Origin of the sequence: Myroides fluvii (assembly GCF_009792295.1) — a bacterium.
Lineage (GTDB): Bacteria > Bacteroidota > Bacteroidia > Flavobacteriales > Flavobacteriaceae > Flavobacterium > Flavobacterium fluvii_A.
The window spans coordinates 2176103-2191367 of sequence record NZ_CP039934.1 but is presented as its reverse complement, the minus strand read 5'-3'; the positions used below and the strand labels follow the sequence as shown (position 1 = coordinate 2191367).

The window sequence follows — 15265 nt, the reverse complement described above, 5'->3', positions numbered from 1 at the left end:
GATTAAAAGTGATTTTTAGAATATTGTTGCGCTTGTTGTTGCATTGGAGGCTGTTGTTTTCCAAATGCTCTATTTTCGTTTTCGATGTAGTTAATTGCAAATCGCGTCAATCGTGCATTTATCTTTTTTCCCGTCCATTCCAAATCCTCTTCATCAACTTTGCAATTAAATAGCTCGCAGAACTTTTGAAAATCTTTGATTTTCGATTGATATTGCATTAGGAACGTTTCGTATAAACTTGGATTATTTTCTTTCAAAAAACTGAGAGCGCTATTCTCTGTATTATTAATTGTATTATTAATCCTTATATTAGAGTTGACGATTTCGTCAATAGCTATTGATTTTTTCATCAATAGGTCTTGACTTTTTTCGCAATAGGTCTTGACTTTTTTGTCAATAGCTATTTTGCGTTTATTACCCTCGTTTTTCAGGATTTCAACTTCGATATATCCAGCCTTTTTTAAAGCCGATATCCAACGCGAAATTGTCTCATTACTCACCGCATACAATTCAGCAAAATAATCATTACCCGCCCAGCAGAATCCCTCACGTTGAGCAAGGGCTGTAATTTCCCCATAGAGCAACTTTGCATTGGGTTGCAATTCCTTATCATACCGCACAGACGCTGGTATGATAGCATAATATCCTGGTTCCATGTAACTGTATTTTACATTGTTATTTATTTAATTTTCAACTACCTATTGACGAAATTGTCAATACCTAAAGAGCTATTTTACGCACATCTTTCATCAACAAAGCATCTACACTCAAACCATAGAATCGACTAATTTCAATCAGTAAGAAAAATGGAGGCTCAGACGCACCCTCTTCATATTTAGAATACCTAGCTCGTTTTATTTTTAATTCATCAGAAACATTCTGTTGAGACATCCCTTTTTTAATTCTAAGAAATCTCAAATTATCAGCAAACTGTGCTTTTGGTTTTTCCATTTCTCTAAACAATTAATGGCCTTTTTAGGCCAATTCAGTCAAATTAGCCTAAAAAGGCCAACTCAACTCAATGGGTTACTTTTGATAAATACGCAATTGCGGGTGCATTTCTTTAATCAAATCCAATTGCTGGTTGATTAATGTCTCAGATTCCAAGAGAATAAACTCTTTCAAATCAGGCGAAATAAGCGCACAAGTAAAGTCATCATTGATATTAATTTCAACAACTACTCTTGCTTTTGGTTGACCTTTAAACACTGGTAGCTCCAACACAAAGCTTTCAGGAATATTAGAATCAATCACCTGATTCAACAACATTCTACGATTACCACGATCATTAGAAGAGTTCTCAATCTCTTTATCAACCTTTGCTTTGAAGTTTTTCAATTCAGATACAAGTTGCATAGCAACAGGTTTTGATTCAAAATAATGACGATTCATTTTGATAAAATCAGCCAATTCAAAAGTTGTATAGCTATTCCCTGAGTTAATACCGAATCGCTCTAAGTCTGGATTTAATTCAATTGCTGAATTGATTTGATAAGGATGCCTTTGTGTTACTCCATATTTCAGCTCCATTGTTCTTTTATCAATTGAAAAAGAAAGCACAGAATCCAAAATAATTTCAGCTGTAATGTTTTCTTTGGATAAAAATTCAGCAACTGCAAGAATTGTAACAGCATCAACATTTACATTTCTACCTGTATGCACAGTACTCGCATCACCTTGACGCACTACTAACTCATTCACGCCATTTTCGACGTTGATTTTAATTTCTTTCATATTTAGTTAACTTTAGACATTGCCGAACTAGTAATTGAAAACTGACGCTCTTTTGCGAGTAATGGACGGGAATAAATCAATTCTCCTTCCGCATTGTAATAGCCCATCATTTGATCATCCATATCAGCCAACAGATACACTTCTTCTGTAATTTCTTCAGACGAGGTTCTAATCCCTTGCATCAAGGTTGATAGTTCAACTTTTAAAGGCTTTGCAACTGCTTTAAAGCTCTCGCGATGCCTTTTTAACTCCTCTTCAGCAATATTTAATTCTATTGCTTTTTGAGCATACTCATTTTGAAGTTTAATTACTTCTTCCTTATCAAGCTGACGCTGATATGTTTTTGTTTCAGAAGCCGCAGCATTATCTTTTATATACTGCAACCGATCCTTTAAAGGAATCTTTTGAAAGATTTTTGCTTCCATATCAATAGTTTTGATTATAAAAAATAGTTTAGTCAAGGAGCCAGGATTCGAACCTGAAGGAATACAAAAAAATTAAATGTCTATGAGGTTGTGAACCAATCACCTTACTCCTTGTTGTAATTTTAAATTGTTAGACTGAATAGCAAAACCGCCATTAGCGCGCCCAAAATCGCGGGCCACAAAACATCAATCAGAATCCTTTTCCGCATTGCCTACATTTTTCAATTCCCGCGAAAACATCCATCGGATGGCATGCTTTCGTTTTTGCTTCACACTTATCCGGATTAACCGTTGTTTGCTTCACCTTGCAGTTTTGCCCCATTTGAGCCACCGCAGGTATTTCTTTTAGAATCTCTGATATATGCTTCATTGATTTGTTGAATTAACTTGTTACTAAATATTTGCCATGACTGCTCGAAAGTTTGATAAACCATAATGCGCGATTTAAAATTTCATAACCTCCAAAGCCGACATGATCTCCGACTTTTTATAATATCGACGACCAACCATTCCATATCCAATCAAGCGACCTTCAGAAGTCCACTTACTCAGAGTAGATAAATTCACTTTTAAAAAAGCAGCAGCTTCCTCACGCGTCATCAGTTCCTCAGGTTCCGATTTACCAAGCTCGCTTTTCACAACTTCAGTAATCGCAGCAATTAATCCAGCTGCGGAAATACCATCTAAGATTATTTTACCATCCATACCTACGATTGTTTTAAATTTTCTAATACTTGTTCCAATTTGTCATTGATAGAAAAATCTCTCGATGCCCAAAAGTTGTTAAGCTTTGTCATACCACTATAAGTGCTCAACTCAGGACATTCATCCATAACAACCTGAACAAAAGACTTTCTTTCAACAAAACCTTTTTTCATGAATTCATTGAGAATTCTCAACGAGTTCAATTTTTTCTCTATATCCTCATTAATAGGCGAAATTGTTACCATATGAATCATTTTTACTATTTATCAATCCCTTAGCAGAAATATTGTACTTTTGCTTGTTGTCTTGTCAAGACAATACACGTTAACAATAGTTCTCATTATGTGTATTGACAAGACAAATATATAGATAATTATCATTAGTAAATAATTAATATTGATTAAAATCATGACTGATAAAGAAAAAATATTACAATATCTTGATTATAAAGGGATTAGTAAGAATAAATTTTATGTAAAAACAGGACTTTCTGTAGGTTTTTTAGACAAAGGAAGTAGCTTAGGTGTTGATAAATTGAAAATAATCATTGATAATTATCCTGATTTAAATGTAGATTGGATCCTCACGGGTGAAGGAGAAATGATAAAAGGAAAAGAAAAAAAACAAGAAGCAATTCCCATCACTGCAGGAATTGTAAAATACGTTCCTTTAGTTTCGCAATATGCGAAAGCGGGTTATCTTAGTGGCTTTGCTGACGAAAATTACATGGAAACCTTACCTACAATACCCGTGATACTAACCCAAGAACAAGAACCAAAAGGCGAATACGTTTGTTTTGAAGTGAGCGGAGACAGTATGATCTCTGAAGAACATCCTGAAGAATCTCTTTTTGATGGCGACATTTTAGTGTGTAGAAACGTATCCAAAGATTACTGGAGAAGCAAGCTACACATCAGCCAATGGGATTTTGTCATTGTGGACCAGGAAGAAGGGGTTATTGTTAAACGAATCATTGATCACGATGTTAACTCAGGAAATATCACCATTCACTCATTAAATCCTATGTTTGAAAATAAAGTGTTAAATTTATCCCACATTGACAAGTTATTTAACGTTGTCAAAGTAATGAGAGATAGAAGAAGATAATACTTAACACCTTACTAACTATGAAACAATTTTTACTTTTTATTACATTCATTTTTACAATAGCAACCTTTGGTCAAGTTCAAAAATATGACCGAATCGACGATTATAAAAAAGAGCGAAACATCCAAATGCAAGCTTCACTTTATAAAGGCTGGATGGCATCAGATGGAATAACAAAAAATTTCATGAAACGAAATATGTATCTAATGACACATATTGTTCAAGACACAGAAACCAAAGAAGCTCAGGCTTATTTAACGCTAGACATAAGAGACAAATACAAAATCTGTTCTTCAGAAGAGAATGAAGCTATTATTACTTTAAAAAACGGACACATAATAACATTAAAACAAAGCTCTAAAACAGAATGTGGTCAAGAAATTATAACCAAGTACCCTCTAAATCAAACACAAATCAACCAATTAAGCACTTATGATATGATCAGCGTTAGGGTATATCTTAATGACGGCTATACAGATAGAGAAATTAAGGATAAGGTAAAGCCTATTATCAAAAAGACACTTCAGATGACTGCTGATAAATTAGAAGAAATAAAGTAATGAAAAAGCATAATCAAGTCCTAATATATGTTTTAAGCTCATTAATTGGAGTCCTATTTCTAATATCATTTGCACTATATTCTAGATTAAATAATTTAAATAAAACATTAGACCAACTATACATTACTAACAGCGAAAAAGATTTAAAACAAATCAATAGCTTGATTTTTGAGTCGCATTTTAAAGATGATCTAGTCCTCTCTAATTTTAATATTTCAATTACCATTATAATTGCCTTTTTTACTGTCTTAATTGCTTTAGGAGCCGTTTTTTCTTTTAAACGAGTTGATGATGAAATAGAAAATTTAAAAAAATATAAAATAGACATCACTAACATAATAAAAGGACTAAACGAAAACAAATCAGACACACAATTAAAACAAGAAGAATCTATTTCTTTTATTTTCTTATCACATCATCAGGAAATCACAACAGATTGCATAAAATTAAATTTTTACTACAAAGAAAAACATGACCAATCTTTCGATGGCTACGAAATATATCATGTCATAACGAGTAGTTTTATTAAATTAAATTCAATAAAAAACCTTTTAGACAATTACGTCTTTAAAAACAAGGAGATAGAAAAAAATATAAATGATATATATAAAGATTCAGAAGACTGTATATTAAACACACTGGAACTAACCAACAAGTTTCTTCAATCCAATATTGAAAATTTTTCACCAACCCAAAGACAACTACTTAATATATGTATATCTGAGTTAAGAACTCATTTAAAAATCAGCACATTTAATACTTTAAAAGAAGCCTATTCAAACCTTGAAAGAACAATTAATCAAAATACTCACTAAGCTCCATTGCAATATCATTGGAACCTTTTCCTATATATTTCAAGAACATCTGTTCCGTAGAATGGCCTGTCATATTCATTAAAAATACAGTTGGAATCTTACCATAATTATTTGTTGCAAATGACCGTCGACCAATATGCGAAGATATTAGCTTATATTTTTCATAATCCGACTCAACCATACGCCAACCGTTTTTTGTCTTCACCTTTAAACTACCAGGAACCTTCTCAACGAACCCTACCTTTTCACAAACTTTCTTTATATACGTATTATATTTCTGATCGGACACAGATCGAGGAAACTCTCCATCACGTTTATTCAATATAGACAATACCTTAGAAGAAAGCGGTACACTCATTTCCTTTCCTGTTTTATCTTGAATAAACTCCAATAGCGGCCTAACTTCGCCTTTTCTATTTTTTTGATATCGGATCATTGATTTCTCAAAACGCATAAAATCACCTATACGCTGTCCTGTATAACAAGAAATCAACAACCAATCACGCGCATTATCTAAATAATCAGCAGTTGCTTTCCATTTAGCTATTTTATCTATTTCCTCCTCATTCAAATACACCCAATCTGCAGCAACTTCTTTAATTCTCAATAACCTTAGACTTGAACTAGTCGGTTCGCCAAATACACTAGCATAATTACACACTGTTTTAATAAATCGCAACGTCATAGCAATAGTGTTAATATGAAAACCATTTGATTTACAAAATTGCTCAAAACTCTTTTTAAAAGTTAAATCAATATCCTTAACCTTAAGCTGCACCTGACTCAATTCTTCATACTTCAAAATACGCTTTAAAATGACTTCATTTTTTATCAAGGTACTTTCGGCCATATCCCCTTTATTATCTTCTAAATACTTGTTCAACCACCCCACGAGCGTAATTGGAGCACCATTTGCACTAGAAGGGTCATAATAAGAAGCTACAACACCTGATAACCATTCCTTCGAATACCTTTCAACAGGAACCTGATCTGCTTGATTTAAAACAAAGTTTTCAACCTCATTTAGTATATTGTTCAACTCCACTTGAAAATTCCTAATAGCAATATCATTAATGCGTTTAGCCAAATGATATTTATCCCAATACTCTTTAGTCACTTCACTTTTTATCCTAGCCTCTAGAAATATCTTTTTCTTATCCACTGTATAAAAAAAGCGCAGCGTTAAAGGAGCCTTATCCTTAACAGAACGATACAAAAAACTAACAGAAGCCATAATTGAGTATATTTGTAGTATACAATTGGTATACAGATTAAACAATCACATTGTATACAAAGATATAAAAATGTATACTATCTGTATACTTTCAAACATTAGCATACAATCTAACACAATCTAAACAGATTACTAAAAAGACTTAAAAATCCAGTCAATCAACTAAAAAACAAATAGATACAAACAAAAAAGCGACTTAGAAAAATCTTTCTAAATCGCTTCAAATTGTAATCTCGTGACCGAAATGGGACTCGAACCCATACGTCTTGCGACACCACCCCCTCAAGATGGCGAGTCTACCAATTCCTCCACCCGGCCTTGTGAATGGGTAAATATAATTCTTTTCCAATTTTATTTCACAAGGAAATAGCAAAAAAAATTAAAAAAAGCCATTCGATTAGGAATAGCTTTTGTGACCCGACTGGGGCTCGAACCCAGGACCCCAACATTAAAAGTGTTGTGCTCTACCAACTGAGCTATCGAGTCGTTACTAATGTAACTTGTAAGTGTATTTTTTATAAAAGAAGTGACCCGACTGGGGCTCGAACCCAGGACCCCAACATTAAAAGTGTTGTGCTCTACCAACTGAGCTATCGAGTCATTACAATTATAAATTGTACGTTTTTTTTATAAAATATGTGACCCGACTGGGGCTCGAACCCAGGACCCCAACATTAAAAGTGTTGTGCTCTACCAACTGAGCTATCGAGTCATTGCAATTCCAAAGAATTGCTTTGTATTTTATAAAAGTATGTTTTTTTTGTGACCCGACTGGGGCTCGAACCCAGGACCCCAACATTAAAAGTGTTGTGCTCTACCAACTGAGCTATCGAGTCAATGCAATCTTAGAATTGTGTTAGAATTTTGTGACCCGACTGGGGCTCGAACCCAGGACCCCAACATTAAAAGTGTTGTGCTCTACCAACTGAGCTATCGAGTCTAATCAATTCCTGATTGCGGGTGCAAATATAGAATGTTTTTTTTAAAAAACATCATGTTTTTGTTTTATTTTTGTCAACAACATCCCCTGAAAATGGGCTATTATTGCATAACTCACTATTTTACAACCCCTTATTTTATGGAAAAAATAATTATTTTAGGTTATATGGGAGCAGGAAAATCTACAATTGCTCAACATTTGGCACAAGAACTACAACTTTCTTACTATGATCTAGACCATGAAATTGAAAAACAGCAACAACAAAAGATAGCCGCTATTTTCGCCACAAAAGGAGAAGTGTACTTTCGAAAAATTGAACACCAAGTCTTACAACAACTTTTACAACAAAAAGAACGCGCAATTATTAGCTTAGGAGGAGGAACGCCTTGCTATGCTAACAATCACCTCCTCCTACAACAAGAAGGCGTTCAATCGTTTTATTTAAAAGCTTCCATTCAAACACTAACACAACGACTAGAAAAAGAAAAAGAGCATCGACCGCTGTTGCAAACCAACACAGAAGATACTCTTGAAACTTTTATTGCGAAACACTTATTTGATCGAAGCTATTTTTATTATCAAGCAAAACACATTGTTGTTGTTGATGATAAATCCGTAGCTCAACTTGTACATGAGATAACAGCTATACTTGTGAACTAACTCAAATACGCATATTCATCTTCATCTGTAAAAACAACCTGAATATGCTCCAACAGAGAAGTAGATAGAGATAAGCCTTTATAATCCGCCTTAATTGGATAGGTCTTGTGATTGCGATCAATTAAGACCGCAGTTTTCATTTTCTTTATTGGCACATCTAAGAAGTGTTTTACACCATAAATTAATGTGGCACCTGAGTTTAAAACATCGTCAACCAAGATGATTGCTTTGCCTGTATATTCCTCTGGTGTCAAAGAAGTGCGGATTGGATTGATTGGGTTTGCTTTATCTATTTGTACTTCACATAGTTTTACTTCAATCGTTGCAATCTCTTCTAATACTTTGGCTATTTTTTGAGCAAAGATAAAACCGCTATTTGCTACACCTGCAATTACTATTTCTTGCTCGTGAGAAAAGGTTTCGTAAATCTGATACGCAATGCGCTTTGTTTTGAATCCAATCTGCTCTTTATTTAAAATGATTTTTTGTGTCATATCTTTTTCTTTAATATAATAAATAATTCTCGATCTTGTCTAGGTTTAATGGAATTTACAGCGCGCTCCATGACTTCTACTGTAAAATAAGGTTCAAATAAAGCGAGATACTCCTCTTTACTCCCTCCGTAAGGCGGCTGCTGTTGTTCAAATACCACGTCAAACAAAACGCCTACTAATTTCCCTTTTGGCCGAAGTAATTCGTGTATTTTCATTACATAATCTTGTCTTTTTTCAATAGGAAGGGAACAAAAAAAAGTTTGTTCTAAAATTAAATCATACACTCCTTGATGTTGAAAAAAATCTTCCACAACGACCTGATCAACACTAATTTCTTTTTCCTTTTCAATAGTCTGTTCAAAAGCAATTGTTGTCAAATCCAGTCCTTTACTTTGTTTAAATCCTTGTTGTTGTAAATAGACTAATTCATGTCCATGCCCTACCCCAGGGATTAATATTTGTATTGTTTTGTCTTTCAGTTGATCAACATAGGCCTTAATAGGGGTCGTAATCGATTTCGCATTCCAAAAATCCTCTTTGTTTCTATAGCGATCCTCCCAATATGTCTTATTCATCATCCTCGTCATTATCTTCGTGATCCAAATAACCATCAATATCCCTGCGGTCTTTCTTTGTTGGCCTACCTGTTCCTTTGGCTCTATAATACTCTTTGGTCTGACGCAATAAATCTAAATGTTCAAATGCCTCTGCAGGTGTCTCATCTTTGCGATAAATATCTACTAATTTAGCCCCTACTCTATTGGCAGGCACGTCCAAAACAGTAAGTTTATAGACAATTTGATCCCTTCTCAACGTAATTTTATCGGTTGGAAAAACTTCTCTTGAGGGTTTTACTGTTTGGCCATTTACTGTAATATGTCCCTTTTTACAAGCTTCAGTTGCTATATTTCTTGTTTTATAATACCGTACACACCACAAATACTTGTCAATACGCATAATTAAATATTAAAATTCTTCAATAATCAAGACAAAAATAAAGTAAAATTGTATCTTGCACTACTAAAATAACTCAAAAATAATGAATAGACTATTTTCTATTTTAGGTATCTTAACGATTGCTTTTACAGTATCTAACTGTAACAAGAGTGATGATTCTGGAGGTTTGCCGATTGTGCCACTTAGAGATTCCAAAGAAGTTTATACAGAAAACATCGCTTCAATCGAAAAGTATTTGAAAAACAATTACATGATTGAACGCAATGGAGTCATTTCTTTTGATAGTATAACAAGTCCTGACTACAAGAACCAACCTACTATTTTTGAAGATAATCGGTTGAAATCAGTTTTGATGAACAATGATGATTATGCGGCATTTTCATTACCTGACCCGTATGATCGCTACAAAACTATTTTTAAATATGCGAAATCTGCGGATACAGTAAAGTATAGAATGTACTATCTTATATTAAATGAAGGAGAAGGAAAGAAGAGTTCACCTATTGATTCTATCTTTGTAAAAAGAAACAACTTTACGTTGAAAAACGAAAAAGTAACTTCGTTAAACCATCCTACTACAGGAGGTTTTTATTCATTCCCTCAAACCATTGCAGAGTTAAGAGGAACGGCAGCTGCTCCGCTTCGCATGTACACAGGTGAACGCCAAATGTTAAGTTTCATCAAAACAGCGCTAGATGCGGGCATTAACCCTGATGGAACAACGTCTTTTGACGAGCGTACTGCTGGGCGCATTATTGCTTTCATCCCAGCTGGAGTTGGTCAATTTAATTCTAGCTTTTCTACGTTAAAAACATACCAACCTTATATTGCTGACTTAACGTTAATCACAGCATTTGAAAGAGATCACGATTTAGATGGCATTCCTTCTAAATACGAAGTAAAACCAGAAAAAATAGGTACTGAATTAACCGTTCATGACTACTTTGAATTAGACACAAATAAAGATGGTGTTCCTAATTTCTTAGATATTGACGATGACGGAGATGGAGTTCCTACAAGAATAGAGCTACAATATAAAGATGCTAACGGCAAAATCAAGCACTATAGCTATGATGCTCCTGAATTGAAAACTTGCTCAGATACACCGCGCTACCTAGATGCTACATGTAAGCCTTTTATGGTTGATGGCGAATGGGTTTGGCCTAGTAAATAATTACACCTAAATAAAGCAAAGCAGTTGAATTCTCAACTGCTTTTTTTTTGACATAAGAAGGCATAAAAAAAGAGATGTTTTAAAAACATCTCTTTTTATTTATAAATCAACCTACTTGATTATCTCTTAAATTTTCTATTAATCACAACTTCTGCTTTTTCAACAATATTAGCTGCTTTTAAGCCATATTTTTCCATTAACTCATCTGGAGTACCCGATTCACCGAAAGTATCTTGTACAGCAACGAATTCTTGGGGTAATGGATTGTTCAACGCTAAAACACGAGCAACACTTTCACCTAATCCTCCTAAGAAATTGTGTTCTTCTGCAGTTACTACACATCCTGTTTTTGCGACAGAGCGCAAGATAGCTTCTTCGTCTAAAGGTTTAATGGTGTGAATATTGATTACTTCTGCTGAAATGCCTTTTGCCTCTAAAGTTTCTGCTGCTAATAAAGCCTCCCAAACTAAATGTCCTGTTGCTACAATTGTAACATCTTTTCCTTCTTGTAAAAGCACCGCTTTCCCAATTTCAAATTTTTCATTCTCAGGCATAAAGTTAGGCACAACAGGGCGACCAAAACGCAAATATACCGGTCCATCATATTCTGCTATAGCTAAAGTAGCTGCTTTCGTTTGATTGTAATCGCACGTATTAATTACCGTCATACCGGGCAACATCTTCATCAGTCCGATATCTTCTAAAATTTGATGTGTTGCTCCATCTTCTCCTAAGGTCAATCCCGCATGTGAAGCACAAATTTTCACGTTTTTCTCAGAGTACGCTACCGATTGACGGATTTGATCATACACGCGACCTGTTGAGAAGTTAGCGAAGGTTCCTGTAAAAGGAATTTTCCCGCCAATTGTCATCCCCGCTGCAATTCCAATCATATTTGCTTCAGCAATTCCCACTTGAAAGAAACGCTCAGGATGATTCTTTTTAAAATCGTCCATTTTCAACGATCCGATTAAATCGGCACATAGTGCAACTACGCTTTCGTTTTTTTGCCCTAATTCTGTAAGTCCAGCTCCAAAACCTGAACGCGTATCTTTACTTCCTGTATTTGTATATTTTTTCATGATAATTCTAAAGTCAATCGATTAATAATCTCCAAATGAAGTTTCTGGATTTTGTGTTAAAGCTTCTTCCAACTGTGCATCGTTAGGTGCTTTTCCATGCCAAGCATGCGTTCCCATCATAAAATCAACTCCATTCCCCATTTCTGTATGCAACAACACACAAACTGGTTTTCCTTGTTTTGTCAACGCTTTTGCCTGTTCGTATCCTTTTAAGATAGCTTCTATTGAATTTCCTTCTTTAATTTCGATTACCGTCCAATCAAATGCTTCAAATTTAGCTTTCATCGAACCTAAATTCAATACATCTTCCGTTGGTCCATCAATTTGTTTACCGTTTAAATCAACTGTTGCAATTAAATTATCTACTTTATTAGCAGAAGCATACATCATTGCTTCCCAATTTTGACCTTCTTGAAGCTCACCATCTCCTAAAAGAACGTAAACTAAGTGTTCGTCTTTGTTTAATTTCTTTGCTTGAGCAGCGCCAATTCCGACAGATAATCCTTGTCCTAAAGATCCTGAAGCCATGCGTACACCTGGTAATTTATCATGCGTACAAGGATGTCCTTGTAATCTAGTATTTAACTTTCTGAACGTAGCTAATTCTGCCACAGGAAAATATCCACTACGGGCCAATACACTGTAGAATACCGGAGAAATATGTCCATTAGATAAGAAGAACAAATCTTCTCCTTCTCCATCCATTGAAAACGTTTCTTTTCGGTTCATGATTGCTTGATACAAAGACACTAAGTATTCAGCACACCCCAATGAACCTCCTGGATGCCCAGAATTCACCGCATGTACCATTCTAAGAATATCTCTTCTTACTTGTGTAGTTAACTCCGTTAGTTGTTGTGTGTTCGGTTTCATTATTTCGACAATCTAAATTTATTACGGAACAAATATAAAACTTATTTACTGTACTCTATATTATAATCAAACGAATCTAACGAGGAAGTTTATCTTTTTAAACTGTAATTCGCTAGAGCTAAAAAGTTTGTAGTAAGTTTGTACGTTGTCTTTTAACACGAATATCATGTTACAAACGAAGGGTTTAACTATTGGCTATCCGCTAGAAAAAAAGCAAGTTCGCTCAATTCAAAAAGATATTAATCTTCAAATCAAGCCTCAAGCCTTAACTGCCTTGCTAGGCATCAATGGGATTGGCAAATCGACATTGCTCCGAACCTTAATAGGACAATTACGTCCTATCCACGGGACAATTACCCTACATGAGAAAGATTTAACTACCTATCACCCCTCGGAATTGGCAAAAGAAATTAGTGTTGTATTAACAGATCCTATTCCCTATTCCAATCTCAGTGTATTAGAAGTACTAAAAATAGGTCGAATTCCCTATGTCAATTGGACCTCCTCCTATACAGCTGAAGATGCGTATTGGATTGAGAAAGCAATTGATCTCACTGCCCTTGCTCCTTTTTTACAACAACCGCTAATGCGTTTAAGTGACGGCCAACGACAAGCAGTTTTCATTGCCCGTGCCTTGGTGCAAAATACACCGTTGATTATCTTAGACGAACCTGCAAGTCATTTAGATTTAAATCACAAAGTCAAGCTATATCAACTATTGCAACACCTTACCCAAAAAGAAAATAAAACCATTCTATTCTCCAGTCACGATATCGAATTAGCCCTTCAATTTGCCGACGAGGGAATTGTATGTCAAACACAAGGGTATACGCAAAACACCATTGAAAATTTAATTTCCAATGGTGTTTTTGATCATTTTTTTCAAGACGATATCCTGCAATTTGACAGGCAAACAAAACGTTTTACTCTTGCTCTGTAGTGCGGGTGTGTCGTTTATTTTTTGACACATTCTCTATCGTCCATTTAATTTGTTGGACAAAAGGCTCTTTTCGAAACGGGCATTCTTGTTTGCTACAAATACCACAAGAAAACGTCTTACAATCATCCATGTGAACAAAAAGTTCTAAATCTTCACCAAAATGTTCACCTATTTCTTTTTCTAATAGTTCTACTTCTTTGTGTCCTTCAACAATGGTAAAATACCAAGGCACCGTCATATGGCAATCAAAATGCAATACGCTACCGTATTTAATAATGCGCATATTGTGTAAATCAATCCAGTTCTCTTTTCTGTTTTGCTCCAGGTAATCGACCACTTCTTTCAATAGCGCTTCATCTGTTTCATCCATAATTCCCGAAACAGCTCCTCGTACAATTTTATACCCCGTTACGATAATAATCCCAGCAAAAATTAAGGCCACAGCACTATCTAACCAGTCTAAATTCGTAAAATACAACAACAGTAAACCCAAGATAATTCCGACTGTAGAGTACGTATCAGATTGCAGGTGTTTTCCGCTAGCTACTAAGGCTAAAGACTTATTTGTTTTTCCTTTTTTGATTGCATACCATCCCAAGATGTAATTCACAACAGCCGTTACAGCTACTAAGAAGATTCCGTAATCCAACTGCCCAATTGGTTGTGGATTAATAATATTTCGCACACCTTCAAAGATAATAGCAATCCCCGCCATGATAATCAATCCGCCTTCAATGGTCGCGGAAATAAACTCTACTTTTCCATGTCCATAGGGGTGATTTCGATCTCGGGGTTGAGCAGAAAGATAGAGACTATATAACCCAATAAATCCACTGATAACGTTGACTACACTTTCTAAAGCATCTGTAAAAATAGCTACAGACCGCGTCATATACCAGGCTACTAATTTGATAATAAACAAAAGTACCCCGACTATCGCTACAATCTTTTGAAATTGGTAATTCTCCTCTGCTTTACTACTCATAAAACGTGTATTTATAATTTTTCTATTTCCTTTACTTCCCCTACTTGTAATCCCTTCAGTGTAATATCACCAATTCGAACGCGTACTAAACGCAAGGTAGGGAAACCAACATGGGCTGTCATTTTTCGAACTTGCCTAAACTTACCTTCCGTTAAGACAATTCGAACCCAACTTGTCGGGCCATGTCTTTCATCTCGTATACGCCTTCCTACTCCAATCCAACTGGGTACGTCACCTAAACCGTCTACTTCGCACTCTTTTGTAACATACTTTTCCCCTTTGACGCCAATTTCAACTCCTTTTCGCAAAACTTCAATTGCTTCATCAGTTATTTGACCATCGACTTGGGCATAGTACTCCTTTTCGTACTTTTCACCCCGTACACGTTCACTAGTCATCCCATCCGTTGTGAGCAAGAGTAGTCCTTCCGAATTTTCATCCAATCTTCCAATAGCCATTGTTCCTTCAGGAAAATCAAATAGTTCGCCTAATTTCTTTTTTGTGCGTTTTTTCTCGTAAATAAATTGACTGATATAGCCGTGTGGTTTATAAAGAAGGAAATGTCTGTGTTCCATTATCG

The 15265-nt window shown here is 35.1% G+C and carries 21 protein-coding genes and 6 tRNA genes; 6 read left to right on the top strand and 21 right to left on the bottom strand.

Annotated elements, in window-relative coordinates; all coding sequences use genetic code 11:
• Positions 1–2 precede the first annotated feature (2 nt).
• The 7 genes from FBR08_RS10020 to FBR08_RS09990 form a co-directional block, all read right to left on the bottom strand.
• Positions 3–656, bottom strand: a complete 654-nt coding sequence (locus FBR08_RS10020; protein WP_158962576.1) for a helix-turn-helix domain-containing protein — start codon at positions 654–656, stop codon at positions 3–5.
• A 64-nt stretch (positions 657–720) separates the two neighbouring features.
• Positions 721–951 carry a helix-turn-helix domain-containing protein gene (locus tag FBR08_RS10015; protein WP_158962575.1) on the bottom strand — a complete coding sequence of 77 codons (231 nt, stop codon included), beginning with the start codon at positions 949–951 and terminating at the stop codon, positions 721–723.
• Between the two features lie 75 nt (positions 952–1026).
• A complete protein-coding gene (locus tag FBR08_RS10010; protein ID WP_158962574.1) occupies positions 1027–1734 on the bottom strand; it encodes a hypothetical protein in 708 nt (235 codons plus the stop codon).
• Positions 1735–1736: 2 nt separating this feature from the next.
• Positions 1737–2159, bottom strand: a complete 423-nt coding sequence (locus tag FBR08_RS10005; protein WP_158962573.1) for a hypothetical protein — start codon at positions 2157–2159, stop codon at positions 1737–1739.
• A 190-nt stretch (positions 2160–2349) separates the two neighbouring features.
• Entirely contained in the window at positions 2350–2529 is a 180-nt protein-coding gene (locus tag FBR08_RS10000) for a hypothetical protein (protein WP_158962572.1), read from the bottom strand.
• 74 nt (positions 2530–2603) lie between these two features.
• On the bottom strand, positions 2604–2864 hold the full coding sequence (locus FBR08_RS09995; protein ID WP_158962571.1) for a helix-turn-helix domain-containing protein: 261 nt from the start codon (positions 2862–2864) through the stop codon (positions 2604–2606).
• 2 nt (positions 2865–2866) lie between these two features.
• Positions 2867–3109, bottom strand: coding sequence for a hypothetical protein (locus FBR08_RS09990; protein ID WP_158962570.1), 243 nt, complete (start codon positions 3107–3109; stop codon positions 2867–2869).
• Positions 3110–3272: 163 nt separating this feature from the next.
• Between FBR08_RS09990 and FBR08_RS09985 the strand changes: the two genes are divergently transcribed.
• Genes FBR08_RS09985 through FBR08_RS09975 form a run of 3 tightly spaced genes read left to right on the top strand, consistent with a single transcriptional unit; the run spans position 3273 to position 5346 of the window.
• Positions 3273–3971, top strand: coding sequence for a S24 family peptidase (locus FBR08_RS09985; protein WP_158962569.1), 699 nt, complete (start codon positions 3273–3275; stop codon positions 3969–3971).
• 20 nt (positions 3972–3991) lie between these two features.
• Positions 3992–4531, top strand: a complete 540-nt coding sequence (locus FBR08_RS09980) for a hypothetical protein (RefSeq protein ID WP_158962568.1) — start codon at positions 3992–3994, stop codon at positions 4529–4531.
• Positions 4531–5346: a hypothetical protein gene (locus FBR08_RS09975; protein WP_158962567.1), complete on the top strand. Its 816-nt coding sequence runs from the start codon at positions 4531–4533 to the stop codon at positions 5344–5346. Before FBR08_RS09980 ends, FBR08_RS09975 begins: the two co-directional genes overlap by 1 nt.
• Here FBR08_RS09975 and FBR08_RS09970 read toward each other — a convergent pair.
• The 7 genes from FBR08_RS09970 to FBR08_RS09940 form a co-directional block, all read right to left on the bottom strand.
• Positions 5327–6580: a phage integrase SAM-like domain-containing protein gene (locus FBR08_RS09970; RefSeq protein WP_158962566.1), complete on the bottom strand. Its 1254-nt coding sequence runs from the start codon at positions 6578–6580 to the stop codon at positions 5327–5329. The two genes, FBR08_RS09975 and FBR08_RS09970, sit on opposite strands and share 20 nt — an antisense overlap.
• A gap of 236 nt (positions 6581–6816) precedes the next feature.
• Positions 6817–6898 (bottom strand) — tRNA-Leu (locus FBR08_RS09965).
• 95 nt (positions 6899–6993) lie between these two features.
• Positions 6994–7066: transfer RNA gene (locus FBR08_RS09960), tRNA-Lys, on the bottom strand.
• 41 nt (positions 7067–7107) lie between these two features.
• Positions 7108–7180: transfer RNA gene (locus FBR08_RS09955), tRNA-Lys, on the bottom strand.
• A 39-nt stretch (positions 7181–7219) separates the two neighbouring features.
• A tRNA-Lys gene (locus FBR08_RS09950) sits at positions 7220–7292 on the bottom strand.
• Between the two features lie 51 nt (positions 7293–7343).
• Positions 7344–7416, bottom strand: a tRNA-Lys gene (locus FBR08_RS09945).
• Between the two features lie 31 nt (positions 7417–7447).
• A tRNA-Lys gene (locus FBR08_RS09940) sits at positions 7448–7520 on the bottom strand.
• A gap of 138 nt (positions 7521–7658) precedes the next feature.
• Between FBR08_RS09940 and FBR08_RS09935 the strand changes: the two genes are divergently transcribed.
• Positions 7659–8180, top strand: a complete 522-nt coding sequence (locus FBR08_RS09935; protein ID WP_233266086.1) for a shikimate kinase — start codon at positions 7659–7661, stop codon at positions 8178–8180.
• Here the strand turns inward: FBR08_RS09935 and FBR08_RS09930 are convergent.
• From FBR08_RS09930 to FBR08_RS09920, 3 genes are read right to left on the bottom strand one after another with little or no spacing between them, the layout of a single operon-like run.
• Positions 8177–8674, bottom strand: a complete 498-nt coding sequence (locus tag FBR08_RS09930) for a phosphoribosyltransferase family protein (RefSeq protein ID WP_158962564.1) — start codon at positions 8672–8674, stop codon at positions 8177–8179. The two genes, FBR08_RS09935 and FBR08_RS09930, sit on opposite strands and share 4 nt — an antisense overlap.
• On the bottom strand, positions 8671–9252 hold the full coding sequence (locus FBR08_RS09925; protein ID WP_199268588.1) for a methyltransferase domain-containing protein: 582 nt from the start codon (positions 9250–9252) through the stop codon (positions 8671–8673). The genes FBR08_RS09930 and FBR08_RS09925 overlap by 4 nt, the downstream gene beginning before the upstream one ends.
• On the bottom strand, positions 9242–9631 hold the full coding sequence (locus tag FBR08_RS09920) for an RNA-binding S4 domain-containing protein (protein ID WP_158962562.1): 390 nt from the start codon (positions 9629–9631) through the stop codon (positions 9242–9244). The genes FBR08_RS09925 and FBR08_RS09920 overlap by 11 nt, the downstream gene beginning before the upstream one ends.
• 82 nt (positions 9632–9713) lie before the next feature.
• On the opposite strand from FBR08_RS09920, the gene FBR08_RS09915 reads away from it, so the two are divergent.
• Positions 9714–10805: a hypothetical protein gene (locus FBR08_RS09915; RefSeq protein ID WP_158962561.1), complete on the top strand. Its 1092-nt coding sequence runs from the start codon at positions 9714–9716 to the stop codon at positions 10803–10805.
• Positions 10806–10924: 119 nt separating this feature from the next.
• Here the strand turns inward: FBR08_RS09915 and FBR08_RS09910 are convergent, their stop codons facing one another.
• Together FBR08_RS09910 and FBR08_RS09905 are read right to left on the bottom strand one after the other, a co-directional pair.
• Entirely contained in the window at positions 10925–11887 is a 963-nt protein-coding gene (locus tag FBR08_RS09910; RefSeq protein WP_158962560.1) for a transketolase family protein, read from the bottom strand.
• 21 nt (positions 11888–11908) lie between these two features.
• On the bottom strand, positions 11909–12760 hold the full coding sequence (locus FBR08_RS09905) for a transketolase (RefSeq protein ID WP_158962559.1): 852 nt from the start codon (positions 12758–12760) through the stop codon (positions 11909–11911).
• A gap of 166 nt (positions 12761–12926) precedes the next feature.
• Here FBR08_RS09905 and FBR08_RS09900 point away from each other — a divergent pair, with 166 nt between their 5' ends.
• Positions 12927–13700 (top strand): ABC transporter ATP-binding protein, encoded by a 774-nt coding sequence (locus FBR08_RS09900; protein WP_158962558.1) that lies wholly within the window; start codon positions 12927–12929, stop codon positions 13698–13700.
• On the opposite strand, the gene FBR08_RS09895 is transcribed toward FBR08_RS09900, so the two are convergent.
• Both FBR08_RS09895 and FBR08_RS09890 read right to left on the bottom strand, forming a co-directional pair.
• Entirely contained in the window at positions 13684–14685 is a 1002-nt protein-coding gene (locus tag FBR08_RS09895) for a cation diffusion facilitator family transporter (RefSeq protein WP_158962557.1), read from the bottom strand. The genes FBR08_RS09900 and FBR08_RS09895 overlap by 17 nt on opposite strands.
• 11 nt (positions 14686–14696) lie before the next feature.
• Positions 14697–15260 carry a pseudouridine synthase gene (locus FBR08_RS09890; protein WP_158962556.1) on the bottom strand — a complete coding sequence of 188 codons (564 nt, stop codon included), beginning with the start codon at positions 15258–15260 and terminating at the stop codon, positions 14697–14699.
• Positions 15261–15265: the final 5 nt, after the last annotated feature.

What these genes read in the sequence shown, in the direction of transcription:
- FBR08_RS10020 (WP_158962576.1), bottom strand. Translation starts at nt 656, where the DNA reads ATGGAACCAGGATATTATGCTATCATACCAGCGTCTGTGCGGTATGAT.
- FBR08_RS10015 (WP_158962575.1), bottom strand. Translation starts at nt 951, where the DNA reads ATGGAAAAACCAAAAGCACAGTTTGCTGATAATTTGAGATTTCTTAGA.
- FBR08_RS10010 (WP_158962574.1), bottom strand. Translation starts at nt 1,734, where the DNA reads ATGAAAGAAATTAAAATCAACGTCGAAAATGGCGTGAATGAGTTAGTA.
- FBR08_RS10005 (WP_158962573.1), bottom strand. Translation starts at nt 2,159, where the DNA reads ATGGAAGCAAAAATCTTTCAAAAGATTCCTTTAAAGGATCGGTTGCAG.
- FBR08_RS10000 (WP_158962572.1), bottom strand. Translation starts at nt 2,529, where the DNA reads ATGAAGCATATATCAGAGATTCTAAAAGAAATACCTGCGGTGGCTCAA.
- FBR08_RS09995 (WP_158962571.1), bottom strand. Translation starts at nt 2,864, where the DNA reads ATGGATGGTAAAATAATCTTAGATGGTATTTCCGCAGCTGGATTAATT.
- FBR08_RS09990 (WP_158962570.1), bottom strand. Translation starts at nt 3,109, where the DNA reads ATGGTAACAATTTCGCCTATTAATGAGGATATAGAGAAAAAATTGAAC.
- FBR08_RS09985 (WP_158962569.1), top strand. Translation starts at nt 3,273, where the DNA reads ATGACTGATAAAGAAAAAATATTACAATATCTTGATTATAAAGGGATT.
- FBR08_RS09980 (WP_158962568.1), top strand. Translation starts at nt 3,992, where the DNA reads ATGAAACAATTTTTACTTTTTATTACATTCATTTTTACAATAGCAACC.
- FBR08_RS09975 (WP_158962567.1), top strand. Translation starts at nt 4,531, where the DNA reads ATGAAAAAGCATAATCAAGTCCTAATATATGTTTTAAGCTCATTAATT.
- FBR08_RS09970 (WP_158962566.1), bottom strand. Translation starts at nt 6,580, where the DNA reads ATGGCTTCTGTTAGTTTTTTGTATCGTTCTGTTAAGGATAAGGCTCCT.
- FBR08_RS09935 (WP_233266086.1), top strand. Translation starts at nt 7,659, where the DNA reads ATGGAAAAAATAATTATTTTAGGTTATATGGGAGCAGGAAAATCTACA.
- FBR08_RS09930 (WP_158962564.1), bottom strand. Translation starts at nt 8,674, where the DNA reads ATGACACAAAAAATCATTTTAAATAAAGAGCAGATTGGATTCAAAACA.
- FBR08_RS09925 (WP_199268588.1), bottom strand. Translation starts at nt 9,252, where the DNA reads ATGATGAATAAGACATATTGGGAGGATCGCTATAGAAACAAAGAGGAT.
- FBR08_RS09920 (WP_158962562.1), bottom strand. Translation starts at nt 9,631, where the DNA reads ATGCGTATTGACAAGTATTTGTGGTGTGTACGGTATTATAAAACAAGA.
- FBR08_RS09915 (WP_158962561.1), top strand. Translation starts at nt 9,714, where the DNA reads ATGAATAGACTATTTTCTATTTTAGGTATCTTAACGATTGCTTTTACA.
- FBR08_RS09910 (WP_158962560.1), bottom strand. Translation starts at nt 11,887, where the DNA reads ATGAAAAAATATACAAATACAGGAAGTAAAGATACGCGTTCAGGTTTT.
- FBR08_RS09905 (WP_158962559.1), bottom strand. Translation starts at nt 12,760, where the DNA reads ATGAAACCGAACACACAACAACTAACGGAGTTAACTACACAAGTAAGA.
- FBR08_RS09900 (WP_158962558.1), top strand. Translation starts at nt 12,927, where the DNA reads ATGTTACAAACGAAGGGTTTAACTATTGGCTATCCGCTAGAAAAAAAG.
- FBR08_RS09895 (WP_158962557.1), bottom strand. Translation starts at nt 14,685, where the DNA reads ATGAGTAGTAAAGCAGAGGAGAATTACCAATTTCAAAAGATTGTAGCG.
- FBR08_RS09890 (WP_158962556.1), bottom strand. Translation starts at nt 15,260, where the DNA reads ATGGAACACAGACATTTCCTTCTTTATAAACCACACGGCTATATCAGT.